Here is a 12,727-nt window from a genome sequence, read left to right as displayed (position 1 = left end):
CTGTTCATCAATTTGATTTATAATATAAAATTTACCTATCTGTTATCTACCTTTTCTGGGTAAAGATCATGATTCATCATTCTATGTTCTGCCATCTTTTCATATTTAGTACCTTTCATACCATAATTGCAATATGGATCAATACTTATCCCACCTCTTGGAGTAAACTTTCCCCACACTTCAATATATTTTGGCTCGATTAATTTTATCAAATCTTTCATAATTATGTTCATACAATCTTCATGAAAATCCCCATGATTTCTGAAACTGAATAAATATAATTTTAAAGATTTACTTTCAACCATCTTTGGTCCTGGCATGTAACTAATATAAATAGTAGCAAAATCAGGTTGACCTGTGATTGGACAAAGGCTTGTAAATTCTGGACAATTAAATTTCACAAAATAATCATTATCTGGATGTTTGTTATCAAAAATTTCTAACACATTTGGATCATAACTATAATTATATTTTGTTCCTTGATTCCCCAAAAGTGTTATTCCATCTAATTCATCTTTTTTTCTTCCGCTCATTATTTATTCCCCTCTTTACTCTTTAAATATTGTTCAAGTCCTCTTCTTCTTAGAAGACACGCAGGACATTCTCCACATCCATCTCCAACAATTCCGTTGTAACAAGTAAGAGTTTTATTTCTTACATAGTCTAGCTTGCCAAAACTATCTGCCATTTCCCAAGTTTGTGCTTTATCTATCCACATCAAAGGTGTATGAAGTACAAACTCATAATCCATAGCTAAGTTTAATGTAACATTTAGAGATTTTATAAATACATCTCTGCAATCAGGATACCCGCTAAAATCCGTTTCACAAACTCCAGTTATTATATGTCTAGCTCCTTTAACTTTTGCTAGAACAGCTGCAAAAGTTAAGAACAGCATATTTCTTCCTTCTACGAATGTTGATGGTAATCCTCCATCTTTGCCAGCCTCTATTTTTATATCATCTCTAGTAAGAGCATTAGGTGCTAATTGGTTAAGAAGTTCCATATCTAAAATATGATGTTCTACTCCTAACTCCTTTGCAATTTCAGTTGCACATTCTATTTCCTTCTTATGTTTTTGATTATAATTAAAAGTTACAGCAATTACTTCATCAAATTCTTTAAGTGCCCAAAACAAACATGTCGTAGAGTCCTGTCCTCCACTAAAAACAACTACAGCTTTTTTATTCATTAAAATCCACTCCTATTTCATAATAAGCAAGGCTTCTTGCCTTAATATATCATTCTTTTCAAATTCACCAGTAAAAGTCGTTGTAGTAGTTAACGTTCCTGGTTTTTTTATTCCACGTGATGTCATACAACTATGCTCACCAGTAATTAGCACTCCAATATCATCGCTCTTAGTTACAATAGATATTATTTCAGCTATATCTTTTCCAATACGTTCTTGTAATTGTAATCTCCTACCAACCATATCTGCAATTCTAGCAATTTTACTTAAACCTATTATTTTCTCTTTTGGCCTATAAACTACAGTAACATTCATATTATACATAAGAGCTAGATGATGTTCACAATAACTATGGATCTTTATATCCCTTACTACAACAAGATTTTTGTGATTTTCACCTCCATACTCCTCTTCTTCAAAAGTTGTCCCAAACATTTCAGCTATTTCTTCGTTGGAATAATTCATTCCTTCAAATACTTCTTCATACATCTTTGCAACTCTCTTAGGTGTATCTATAAGACCTTCTCTATTAGGATCATCTCCCAAAGCTATTAAAATTTCTCTAATACATTCTTGAATCTTTTTAGTATCTATATTTTTCGCCATACCTATACTCCCCTCTTTTCTTTATCCCATACGATTTTATGTAACTGGACTTGTAGTCTCACATAGTTTAATTTTTTTTCTTTAATAAAGTCAACTATTTCTTCTAGCTCTATTTTTCCTAGCACAGGACTTAAATAAACTAAGCATTTTGAAACTAGTTCATATTCATTTATAAGCTTATAAGCCGTATTTAAATCTTCATTGCTTCCAACTACAAACTTATATACATCTTTTTCTCCAACTGATTTGAAATTATCCAAATTCATAAATTCACTCATTTTGCTAAGCGGAAGTTTATAATCAACTATAAATATTAAATTTTCATATTTATCTTTAAAAGGCTTAATATCTATTGCTCCATTCGTTTCTATATGAACCTTTAATGTATTATCACAATTTAAAATTTTCAGCAGTTCTTCTATGCCAGGTTGAATTAATGGTTCTCCACCTGTTAATGTAACATTCCTACTTCCCATAGCTTTTATATAGTCATATATTTCTTTAGCACTTAACTTCTCATTTGAACTTTCTTTCTCCCATGAATATTTTGTATCGCACCAGGAGCATCTTAAATTACAACCTTGAAATCTTATAAATGTTGCAAGTTCACCTGAAGTTGGTCCTTCTCCATCTATAGACAAAAATTTTTCAACAACATTAAACATATTTATTCCTCCGTATATATACAACTATTATTTGGTGTTTCAAACAACTCAACTTCACAGACAGCCAGTCCTTTTTTCTTTAACCTATTGAATATATCCCTAGACATTTCTTCTGCTGTAGGTCTATATTCAACTTTATATATCTGAAATTCCATAGGTAAATCTTTCAAACTATTAATTAGTTTAATACCTTCTTCATTATTTTCTATGATTAATTTATGATCAAAAGTTTCTTCAATTTCCTTTAAGGCTAATTTGAAATTTGAAAAATCGTCAACCATACCTCTTAATTGACCTTCTTTATGTAATGTTTCAGATTTTAGCTTAACTATTAATCTATATCTATGTCCATGAATATTTGAACATTTCCCTTCATATCCACTTAAATAATGTGCCATATCAAATTGAACTTCACTTTTTATAGTAAACATTGTTTCTCTCCATTCATAATAAATTACTTAAAAATAAAAAAAGTTTATTTTAAAATGCTAAATAGACATCTTAAAATAAACTAAAAGAAAACTCGACTCGTATTCACTCACTGAGTATGTTCGCCTTGCTAAACAAGAAAATTTGAAGGCTCACTTATAGTTATCTTATTTTGCCTAGTTTTGTTTAAAGACAGGATGGTCTAACGAACTGTCTATCTAATTTTTACTTATTAATAATATCATTTTATAGTTTCTTTTTCAAATTTAATTTTTCTTAAATATTTTATCTTGTTTTTCTTAATTAATAATGGTATATTATGATAAAGAAACTAATCAATAATAATTATTATTTAATACCAATTAATAGTTTACTATTTAAATTTTAGAGAAAGAGGAAATTGTTATGAAAAAAGAATGGTTAAATTTTAATAATGGCAAGTGGACAACAGAAATTGATATAAGAAACTTTATACAACAAAATTATACTCCATATAATGGAGATTCTAACTTTCTAAAAGGTGCTACAGAAAACACTAAAAAGTTATGGGACGAAGTATGTGAACTATTAGAAAAAGAAAGAGTTAATGGTGGAGTTTTAGACGTAGATACAAAAACTATTTCAGGTATAAATGAATACGAAGCTGGATATATAGATAAAGCTTTAGAAAAAATTGTTGGCGTACAAACTGATGCCCCACTAAAAAGAGCTGTTATGCCTCAAGGTGGAATAAGAATGGCAGAAAATGCTGCAAAAGCTTATGGTTATGAAGTAGATAAACAAATATCTGAAATATTCTCTAAATATAGAAAAACTCATAATCAAGGTGTTTTTGATGCCTATACTGATGAAATGAAGCTAGCTAGAAAATATGGAATAATAACTGGCCTTCCTGATGCTTACGGAAGAGGAAGAATTATTGGAGATTATAGAAGAGTCGCTCTTTACGGTGTAGATCAGTTAATCGAAGATAAGAAAAAGCAAAAAAAATCTTTAGAAGTTAGTACTATAGATGAAGAAATAATAAGATTAAGAGAAGAAATTTCTGACCAAATTGTTGCCCTTAATGAACTAAAGGAAATGGCGAAGGTTTATGGCTTTGATATATCTTATCCTGCATCAAATGCAAGAGAAGCTGTACAATGGTTATACTTTGGATATTTAGGATCAATAAAACAACAAAACGGTGCTGCTATGTCCATTGGAAGAACTTCTACATTCCTAGATATATATATTGAAAGAGATTTACAAAGCGGCATAATAACAGAAGAAGAAGCTCAAGAAATAGTGGATCACTTTGTAATGAAATTAAGATTAGTTAAATTCTTAAGAACTCAAGAATATAATGACTTATTCTCAGGTGATCCTACATGGGTAACTGAATCTATTGGTGGTATGGGACTTGATGGTAGAACTTTAGTTACTAAAAATTCATTTAGAATTTTAAACACCCTTTATACTTTAGGACCTTCACCAGAACCAAACTTAACAGTGCTATGGTCAACAAGACTACCTCAAGGATTTAAGAATTTCTGTTCAAAAGTTTCTATTGATACAAGTTCTGTACAATATGAAAATGATGACTTAATGGTTCCTTACTGGGGAGATGATTATGCTATAGCTTGCTGTGTATCTGCCATGAGAGTAGGAAAACAGATGCAGTTCTTTGGCGCTAGAGTTAACCTTGCTAAAACTCTTCTATATACCATTAATGGTGGCATAGATGAAAAGTCTGGCGTTCAAGTTGGGCCAAGAACAGAAAAAATGACTTCTGAATATCTTGATTATGATGAAGTAATGGAGAAATTTGATGTTATGACAGATTGGTTAGCTAAATTATATGTCAATACATTAAATGTAATTCACTATATGCATGATAAATATTCATATGAAAGTTTGCAGATGGCTCTTCATGATAGAGATGTATTTAGAACAATGGCTTGTGGTATTGCAGGACTTTCAGTTTGTGCAGACTCACTTTCAGCAATAAAGTATGCAAAAGTTAAACCTATACGAAATGAAGCAGGAATAGCTGTTGATTTTGAAATAGAAGGAGATTTCCCTAAATACGGGAATGATGACGATAGAGTAGATGATATTGCAGTGTTTTTAGTAAAAAATATGATGGACAAAATAAGAAAAAATAAGACTTATAGAAATGCATATCATACTCAATCTGTGTTAACTATTACTTCAAATGTTGTATATGGTAAGAAAACTGGAAGTACCCCATGTGGAAGAAAAGCAGGCGAACCATTTGCACCAGGAGCTAACCCTATGCACGGAAGAGATACTAGTGGTTCATTAGCATCATTAAACTCAGTTGCTAAATTACCTTATGAACATTCACAGGATGGTATTTCAAATACTTTCTCAATAATACCTGATGCTCTTGGAAAAACACCAGAAGATAGAATAGCTAATTTAAGCAACTTAATGGATGGATATTTCGTTCAAGATGCTCATCATTTAAATGTTAATGTATTTAGCAGAGAAACTTTATTAGATGCAATGGATCATCCAGAATTATATCCTCAATTAACTATAAGAGTTTCTGGATATGCAGTTAACTTTATAAAACTAACTCACGAGCAACAACTAGATGTTATAAACAGAACTTTCCATTCAAAAATGTAATCAATAAAGGAGTAAAACTTTAAAGTTTTACTCCTTTATTGATTTTATACAATTCTATGTTTAAGCCATTTTGTCCCCTTTAATCGGATAGAATATAAACTTCCTCTTACTAACCAATCACTAAACATTCCAATCCAAATTCCGAGTACACCAAGACCTAATATTACTCCTAAAAGATATCCTATTAAAATTCTAAAAAGCCACATACCTGTAATAGCTGTAACCATTGTATACCTAGTATCTCCAGCTCCTTTTAATCCTGCTGAAAAAACAAAAGATATCGGCCAAATAACCATAGCTATTCCATTTGCTCTAATTAAAGTTGCTGAAAGTGATATAACATCTTCACTATCAGTATATAAACTTGCTAAAGTTGGTGCTAAAGGTACACATATTATTCCTATTATCACCATAAACACCGTTGCAAATTTGCACAAATAAATCAAGGTTCCCTTAGCACCTTTAACATCATTTCTTCCCACATATTGACCTACTAACGTTGTTGCAGCTATAGCAAGAGAGTTACCTAACACGTTTGGAATTTGACAAATAGACATTCCTATTGTATTTGAAGCTATAGATACAGTACCCATAGTTACTATGAATACTTGTACAATAAATTTACCTGCATTAAATAGGAGCTGCTCTACTCCAGCAGGAACTCCTATTCCAAATATCTCCTTTTGAACCTTAATATCAAATTTAAAAGGAAGAATTCTTCTCAATTTTATATTATTACTTCCTCTTACTAGGTTAGAAATTATTACAACAGTTCCTACTAATCTTGCAATAGCTATCGCAATTGCTGCCCCGCTAATTCCAAATGAAGGTGTACTAAAATTAATTCCTAGAGAATTTAAGTCAATTCCATATATCAAAATATATCCTAAAATAATATTAATTATATTCATAAAAATAGTTATTATCATAGGAGTTTTAGTATCTCCACATCCCCTTAATATTCCATTTGCAATTTGCTCTATTGCTATAAATGGATATGTAATTAATGTGTATTCTATATATATCTTAGCATTTGCTTTTACCAATTCAGTAGCTGAGCCATAGAAAGAATTTATTAACCCTACCCTAAATATCCACATAAACATTGTAATTACTGATGAAATAATTAAACCTGAAATAAGCGCTTGTTTAACTGTTTCATTAACCTGTTTCAAATCATCTTTTCCTTTTTGCTGTGCAACTACTACGGTAGCTCCTACTGATAAAGCAGCAAAGAAAGATATAAATATATTATTTAATGAATCAACCATTCCTATAGCAGAAACAGCTTCTTCCCCAATATGACCAGCCATCATAGTATTAAAGACACCAAGCAGCATAACAAAAGTTTGCTCAACCATTATCGGTACAGCTAGACGTAATACGTTTTTCCTTATAACCATCTTTAAATAGCCTCTTTTCCTATAATAACTGTAAAAGAAGTTATTATTTTATTGTAATAGAAATATTATACCATAAATATTACAAATCAAAAGCTATCTGAAAACTTTAAATTTTCTATCCTATATCCTATCTCCTTATTTGCTTTTCTGTATGCTTCGTTAATCATCTCTTCTTGGCTTAGGTCATTTCCTAGTAAGGAATCCATAGTTACTTGGTTTCTATTTGCAAAATACTTATCTAATAGTTTTTCTTCTATATCTTCTTGTAATACTAAAGAATAATCATCTAATATATGTTTAACACTAAAGCCATAATCTCTAAGTGCTTTTCCTACTAAAATACTTCTATGACATCTTATAGGATCTTGCATAGCGCCGAGCAATGTAATTTTGTAACCTTTTTTACACCCTTCCCTCAATCTGTTGATTCCAGTTTTAAACTCTTCTTCCTTGACAACCTTTTCAAAATTTGCATAACCTTCTTTTGTATACGAAGCTTTACTTTTCCTATTTGCTCCAAACTCTGTTCCCATGTATAAATACATAAATCCTGCCTTGGTTAATAAATATTTTATTGTTTCTAAATCAAACTGAATATTATATTTTGAATAAGGGATTCCTCTAATATCTACAACACAATCAATTTCATATCTTCGAAGCATATCTATTAATCTTTCTATTGTGTAATTTGAATGCCCAATTGTATAAATATCCATCAAAATCACCTCCTAAAAATCTCCAAAATAAGTTGTTAACATTTCATATTTTACTTATATTTATTATTATACTATTAATTGTAATTTTTTTCTATATAGTAAACTAAAATTCGATATGAACATTAAAGTTTTTAATATATTTTCTCCAACTATTCAATTAATAGGAAGGCTTTCTATTACGATATTAAATATAAAATAATATTCTTTTGTCTATAAAAAATAGCACTCTATGATATTTTTTATTTTACCATAAGGTGCTATTATAATTTACAGGCTTTATTTCATAAGCTAGAGTTTTATCTTAGAATAAAATGTTATGAAAAATTATAAACTTTTCTATAAACTCTATTAAAATCATTCTTTTTCATCTACTTTAATCTTTTCAGCTAACTTATTACCATTGCTTTCTACTACAATCTTGAAATTTTTTACAACTTCCATTAAAAATTCTGGTAGTGGCACCTCTAACTTTATTAAATTCTCCAATATAGAGACCACTTCATTTATAACAAGCCATATTGTAATTAATAGTCCAAAAAATGTTGTTACTCTAATACTTATGCCTAAGCTATTTGCCACATTTATAATAGTCCAATCCACAATCATAGCTACAGCTATTTCTACTCCATAAAGTAACTTTTTAACTATTCCCCACATACCTGCTTTGCTATTGGTTGTCCCTTCTTTTTTAGCTGATAACATACCTGTTAGATAATCAATTATCATAACGGCCATAAGAAGTGGTATTATTATATATAACAATCCAAGCTTAGCACTTAGGAATGCTCCTATACTTGCTATTAACGCTTTTGCTGTATTTACTTTTTCTATCTTGCTCACCTTCTTTCTCTCTTGAAGCTAATAAAAAGCACATGTTCAATACTACTTATTGCTAAATTTTCTTTTTTCAATCTCTTCTTTAACTTTTTCTTTTAACAAAACTGGAACTAGTATTATTCCATTATCATTTTTCTCCAATGCTCTTAGTCCTAATTCTACTAAATCAGCATATACTTGTACCATTTATATATTCCCTCCTTTACTCAATGATTCTGTTAATTCTGCTAAAGCTAACTGTATTTCTAATTTATCTTTTTCTTGCTTTTCTACTATTTCTGCTATAGATAATTTTAACTGTATGTTTTCTTTCGTTAATACCGCTATTTCATTTTTAGGCACTTCTTCTGATCCAGACTTTTTTTCTTCTACTGGAATAGGCTTAACTGCCCAAGTTATTCCATCAAAAAACTGTATAAAACCTTTATCAGCTACAGGCGGCTCTATTGTAGTTGCATTAGCTGGAATTAAGTAAACTCCTTCTTCTAATGGACTTTCAGCTGCTTCGCTAGCGCCTACAAAATATCCTTCTGAATTATAATTATATATTTCCATGTTTCCAAAACCTTCTTTCTTAGTATTTAATACATGCTAATAACGCTACGTTTCTAGGATGTGCATAATTACCATCTTCTGTGTTAACATATACTCTGTCGCAATAACCAATTCCATTTCCGCCTAACAATCCATATCCAGATGATTCATATTTATTTATTTGTGCTTGATTCCCATTCCAACTACCAAATAGCCTACCATTCTCTAATCCTCTTCCATCATCCCAGCCTTTAATAAATTCACCTCTAAGATCTGGAAGTTTAAAAGTTGTTTTTCCATCACCTTCACCAAAAGTTGTTCCTATTACGCTGAATAATCTACTATATGTGTTTCTACTAATAGTAGCCCCGTTACATTTAATCCAACCAGCTGGAGGGGTTTTCATAGCAAAATAAGAAACCATTCCTACCAAGGAAACATCATTAGTCTTATTATTCCATACTATCTTTTCCGCATCTGTTACGAACCTATGATTAAAATCTTCAGTAATCATTGCAGCTCCATGAGAACTTGGATGCACATAGACATTTGCTCCTGTTTGAATTCCATCTAACTTCTTTTTGTCTGCTGTACTCATTAATCCATTTGCTATTTGTGTCACAACAACATTATCTGCTTTGCCATTCCATACAGCTTTCTCTGAATCAGTTGAAAATCTATGAGATGTGTCATCTTCAACTAAGCTACCCAAAGTTTTGAAATATATCTCATCAAATATTTCATTACCATTTTGATCTTTCACACCTGTATCATATTTATATATTCCTTTTTTTATTGCCATAATTATCACCTTTCTTTACATTACTTGTATCCATATATCTCCTCTAGCCGACCCCTGTGGCTGAGATGATTGTATTACTACCTGTGTACCGCTTTTCCCTGATATTCCTTGTGGTCCTTGTAGCCCCATCTCTCCTTTAGGTCCTTGTGGCCCCATTTCTCCTTTGGGTCCTTGCGGTCCAGTCTCCCCTTTCGGCCCTTGTAGCCCCATCTCTCCTTTAGGTCCTTGTGGTCCCGTTTCTCCTTTTTCTCCAACTTTTGTTACAGATTCAGTATTACTTTTACTTTCTAAACCTTGTTTACTATCCTTCTTAACAACCTCCAAAACAGTTGGTTGTAACGTTCCAAATGTAGGTTCTATTTTTATTGTATTTGATTCATATACCTCTTTAACTTCACTAACTCTATTATCAAAATTAAATCCATATCTCTTACTTATAGTAGTTACCTTATCTCCTAAATCCCATGTATCTTTGTATCCTTCTGGATTCACTTCACACTCATATGTTTTTAGTTCCTGTTTCTTTTCCTTTAACTTTTCTTTTCCTAAAGCATCAAGTTGATCTTTGAATCCAGAATTACCACCATCAATAAGTATTTCTCTTCTGTCTAAACCTTTAACTATGCCAATGTCATCATCATATACTACATCGATATCCTTTTCTTCTGCCGATTTAGATTTTGCAACATATGCGCAATTTTTAAACCCTATTTTATTTTCAATATAATTTTGTTTTTTTACATTATCATATTCAACAGAAAAAATTGCAGGAGAATTTCCCCTCTGAGACACTGTTAAATCCCTACCTTCTAATATCCTAAATACAAATTTTTTATTTAAATAATCTAGATCTATTGTGATACCTAACCCTCTAGTCTTAGAAAGCTTTGTCAATTCATCACAAAGATTTGCATACTTAGTTTCAAAAGTTTTAATGATATTTCCAGCCTCTTCATGTCCGTTATAATCTAAATTTTGCAAAGTTAAGTTTCCAATAATACGCTCATTATTACCATTTGATGATTCTATAGCATTTCTCTTTATTAAAGAAGCCATAATTTTTTCAACAGACATATCATTAAAACTATGAACATCACAATTTTCTGGAGGAACTGTGACTCTAAAGGTGAGCATGTATAATAAGCTATACCCCTTAACCTTTATATCATCACTATCTTCTTCGTTTATCTCGATGTATTCTATTATTCCAACCTTATTCTCATCATTATTTATCATTATAATATTTCCTATTTTTATTAGGTCTTTATCTATGTTAGTAAGGTGAAATTCAAATTCTCCATAAGTATCCCATTTTCTTATAAAGAAAAGAGAAGTGAAATCATCCACTTCTCCTAGAAAATTAATATTTTTATCGAATATTCTTATACTGCTGATATGTCTATCCATATAGATCCACTCACGCTTTCTTTTGGCTTATCGCTTTGTATATAAATCTCTCTACCTTTATTTTGTTCTTCGCTAAGCCACTTATTAAAAGCTTCATCTATTTTTGCTATCATATTTTCATAAGCTGATACATTTTTAGGTCTAATTCCTCCACAAAGGCCATCATAAGCTCTTTCATCTTCAACTATAATGCTTCCATCCGCACTAATAATTACTTTTGCTAGAGATAATTCATAGATATTATCACTTCTTGTTAGATCAGGTTCTTTAACATTGGTTCCAGATTTTAATTCAACACTCATAGAACTACTTCCTACTGTTGAATTTAATCTAACTACAACTCTATCTATTCTCTTTCCTTCTGTTGGCTTAGCTATATCTAATACTTTCTCTTCCTTATTGTATAAATAATAACCTTTAACAATAGCAAATCCCGGTGCAACTTTTAATCGTAATCCGTCATTTGTCACCTTTAAAGTCATTTGATCTTTTTCATATGGAGCCAACTTATCTTTATCTTTAAAACTTACTCCATTTTCATAGATATTTTCAAAATATCTACTAAATTCTTCTTGGCCATATTTGTAATTTCCATTAAAAAAACCACTATACTCCAAGATATCACCTCCTAAACTCCTAAGTATTTGTTTGTAAATTTTATAGAAACATTTTGCTCAGTTAATGTTTCATCTGTATTACTATATTGAATTATATTTTTACCTGGTATTAAATTAAAAAAAGTAGATTTTAAGTCAATATAGTTAAATGCATTTATAGGTTCTCCCCTACCAAGTATCTTTACCTTCTTATTTCCATATGCTGTGCTAATATATAGAATTTCATTTTCATTTATCTTTTGATTTACTGTAATAAGCTCTCCTGTAGTTGCATTTTTTACTGTTGGATTCACTGCTGGTCCCTTAAATTCAATTTCTAATGGAGTTTCAACATGTCCACCTACAATTACTTCTTCTGAAATAACTCCACCATTATTAGCATTTCTTGTTTTAAATGATAATGGCAGTGAAAACTCAAAGCTTAATCCACCTGTCCATACTGCTATGACTTTTTCAGTAACATTAATGTCCTTAAAATATGGATCTGGACAAATTAACGTAACTGAAAAACTTAATGGATCATATATATTAGCTTGTTTTATTTTAAAACTTTCAACTTCATAATCAATCTTACGTTCACCATTACCACAACTTACAATTAAAGTTCCTGTCTTCTTAGGATTAAAAAATGAAATTAATTCTTCCCTCTCTAATGATAAATCCCCATTGCCAGTATACTCTGCTGAAAATACTATACTACGAGATGATATTCTCTTACTTTCTACAAGACCTCCATCAAACTGTGAATTATTTGTGATATTCACATCATATTCTGAGCTTTCAAGACCTTCAACTTCAAGAAGTTTATATTCAGAATTACTACTTATTTCCAAAAGCTTTTTATTATTTATTTCGCCGCATTCTAATTTTATATTCAAACTA

General features: G+C 30.6%; 15 protein-coding genes. 1 reads left to right on the top strand and 14 read right to left on the bottom strand.

What is annotated here, in order from left to right; genetic code table 11:
• Positions 1 to 35: 35 nt before the first annotated feature.
• Genes queF through FAY47_RS02325 form a run of 5 tightly spaced genes read right to left on the bottom strand, consistent with a single transcriptional unit; the run spans position 36 to position 2,894 of the window.
• Positions 36 to 533: a preQ(1) synthase gene (gene queF, locus FAY47_RS02345; protein WP_143314811.1), complete on the bottom strand. Its 498-nt coding sequence runs from the start codon at positions 531 to 533 to the stop codon at positions 36 to 38.
• Complete coding sequence (gene queC / locus FAY47_RS02340; protein ID WP_143314810.1) at positions 533 to 1,192, bottom strand: 7-cyano-7-deazaguanine synthase QueC; 660 nt, start codon at positions 1,190 to 1,192, stop codon at positions 533 to 535. The genes queF and queC overlap by 1 nt, the downstream gene beginning before the upstream one ends.
• A 12-nt stretch (positions 1,193 to 1,204) precedes the next feature.
• Positions 1,205 to 1,798 carry a GTP cyclohydrolase I FolE gene (gene folE / locus FAY47_RS02335; RefSeq protein ID WP_143314809.1) on the bottom strand — a complete coding sequence of 198 codons (594 nt, stop codon included), beginning with the start codon at positions 1,796 to 1,798 and terminating at the stop codon, positions 1,205 to 1,207.
• Positions 1,799 to 1,800: 2 nt separating this feature from the next.
• Positions 1,801 to 2,463, bottom strand: coding sequence for a putative 7-carboxy-7-deazaguanine synthase QueE (gene queE, locus FAY47_RS02330; protein WP_143314808.1), 663 nt, complete (start codon positions 2,461 to 2,463; stop codon positions 1,801 to 1,803).
• A gap of 2 nt (positions 2,464 to 2,465) precedes the next feature.
• Complete coding sequence (locus tag FAY47_RS02325) at positions 2,466 to 2,894, bottom strand: 6-carboxytetrahydropterin synthase (RefSeq protein WP_143314807.1); 429 nt, start codon at positions 2,892 to 2,894, stop codon at positions 2,466 to 2,468.
• A gap of 403 nt (positions 2,895 to 3,297) precedes the next feature.
• Between FAY47_RS02325 and pflB the strand changes: the two genes are divergently transcribed.
• Entirely contained in the window at positions 3,298 to 5,529 is a 2,232-nt protein-coding gene (gene pflB, locus FAY47_RS02320) for a formate C-acetyltransferase (protein WP_143314806.1), read from the top strand.
• A 44-nt stretch (positions 5,530 to 5,573) separates the two neighbouring features.
• Here pflB and FAY47_RS02315 read toward each other — a convergent pair whose 3' ends face one another.
• The 9 genes from FAY47_RS02315 to FAY47_RS02280 all read right to left on the bottom strand — a co-directional run bounded on the left by FAY47_RS02315 (position 5,574) and on the right by FAY47_RS02280 (position 12,723).
• Positions 5,574 to 6,932, bottom strand: coding sequence for an MATE family efflux transporter (locus tag FAY47_RS02315; RefSeq protein ID WP_143314805.1), 1,359 nt, complete (start codon positions 6,930 to 6,932; stop codon positions 5,574 to 5,576).
• Positions 6,933 to 7,018: 86 nt separating this feature from the next.
• Positions 7,019 to 7,648, bottom strand: a complete 630-nt coding sequence (locus FAY47_RS02310) for a DUF488 domain-containing protein (protein WP_143314804.1) — start codon at positions 7,646 to 7,648, stop codon at positions 7,019 to 7,021.
• 354 nt (positions 7,649 to 8,002) lie between these two features.
• Positions 8,003 to 8,488: a phage holin family protein gene (locus FAY47_RS02305; RefSeq protein ID WP_143314803.1), complete on the bottom strand. Its 486-nt coding sequence runs from the start codon at positions 8,486 to 8,488 to the stop codon at positions 8,003 to 8,005.
• Positions 8,489 to 8,530: 42 nt separating this feature from the next.
• Positions 8,531 to 8,671, bottom strand: a complete 141-nt coding sequence (locus FAY47_RS20150; RefSeq protein WP_185966691.1) for a CD1375 family protein — start codon at positions 8,669 to 8,671, stop codon at positions 8,531 to 8,533.
• On the bottom strand, positions 8,672 to 9,040 hold the full coding sequence (locus FAY47_RS02300) for a hypothetical protein (protein ID WP_143314802.1): 369 nt from the start codon (positions 9,038 to 9,040) through the stop codon (positions 8,672 to 8,674).
• Positions 9,041 to 9,059: 19 nt separating this feature from the next.
• Positions 9,060 to 9,821 (bottom strand): phage tail protein, encoded by a 762-nt coding sequence (locus FAY47_RS20780; protein ID WP_143314801.1) that lies wholly within the window; start codon positions 9,819 to 9,821, stop codon positions 9,060 to 9,062.
• Positions 9,822 to 9,836: 15 nt separating this feature from the next.
• Entirely contained in the window at positions 9,837 to 11,228 is a 1,392-nt protein-coding gene (locus tag FAY47_RS02290) for a hypothetical protein (protein WP_143314800.1), read from the bottom strand.
• A complete protein-coding gene (locus FAY47_RS02285; RefSeq protein ID WP_143314799.1) occupies positions 11,204 to 11,845 on the bottom strand; it encodes a hypothetical protein in 642 nt (213 codons plus the stop codon). Before FAY47_RS02285 ends, FAY47_RS02290 begins: the two co-directional genes overlap by 25 nt.
• Positions 11,846 to 11,856: 11 nt before the next feature.
• Positions 11,857 to 12,723 (bottom strand): phage tail domain-containing protein, encoded by an 867-nt coding sequence (locus tag FAY47_RS02280; RefSeq protein ID WP_207706210.1) that lies wholly within the window; start codon positions 12,721 to 12,723, stop codon positions 11,857 to 11,859.
• Positions 12,724 to 12,727 lie beyond the last annotated feature (4 nt).

This window comes from Clostridium sp. HBUAS56017 (genome assembly GCF_007115085.1).
Taxonomy (GTDB): Bacteria; Bacillota; Clostridia; order Clostridiales; family Clostridiaceae; genus Clostridium; species Clostridium cibarium.
The sequence above is the reverse complement of the archived record's forward strand: the minus strand, read 5'-3'. Positions and strand labels throughout refer to the sequence as shown.

What these genes read in the sequence shown, in the direction of transcription:
- pflB (WP_143314806.1), top strand. Translation starts at nt 3,298, where the DNA reads ATGAAAAAAGAATGGTTAAATTTTAATAATGGCAAGTGGACAACAGAA.
- FAY47_RS20150 (WP_185966691.1), bottom strand. Translation starts at nt 8,671, where the DNA reads ATGGTACAAGTATATGCTGATTTAGTAGAATTAGGACTAAGAGCATTG.
- queC (WP_143314810.1), bottom strand. Translation starts at nt 1,192, where the DNA reads ATGAATAAAAAAGCTGTAGTTGTTTTTAGTGGAGGACAGGACTCTACG.
- FAY47_RS02325 (WP_143314807.1), bottom strand. Translation starts at nt 2,894, where the DNA reads ATGTTTACTATAAAAAGTGAAGTTCAATTTGATATGGCACATTATTTA.
- FAY47_RS02315 (WP_143314805.1), bottom strand. Translation starts at nt 6,932, where the DNA reads ATGGTTATAAGGAAAAACGTATTACGTCTAGCTGTACCGATAATGGTT.
- queF (WP_143314811.1), bottom strand. Translation starts at nt 533, where the DNA reads ATGAGCGGAAGAAAAAAAGATGAATTAGATGGAATAACACTTTTGGGG.
- folE (WP_143314809.1), bottom strand. Translation starts at nt 1,798, where the DNA reads ATGGCGAAAAATATAGATACTAAAAAGATTCAAGAATGTATTAGAGAA.
- FAY47_RS02310 (WP_143314804.1), bottom strand. Translation starts at nt 7,648, where the DNA reads ATGGATATTTATACAATTGGGCATTCAAATTACACAATAGAAAGATTA.
- FAY47_RS20780 (WP_143314801.1), bottom strand. Translation starts at nt 9,821, where the DNA reads ATGGCAATAAAAAAAGGAATATATAAATATGATACAGGTGTGAAAGAT.
- queE (WP_143314808.1), bottom strand. Translation starts at nt 2,463, where the DNA reads ATGTTTAATGTTGTTGAAAAATTTTTGTCTATAGATGGAGAAGGACCA.
- FAY47_RS02290 (WP_143314800.1), bottom strand. Translation starts at nt 11,228, where the DNA reads ATGGATAGACATATCAGCAGTATAAGAATATTCGATAAAAATATTAAT.
- FAY47_RS02300 (WP_143314802.1), bottom strand. Translation starts at nt 9,040, where the DNA reads ATGGAAATATATAATTATAATTCAGAAGGATATTTTGTAGGCGCTAGC.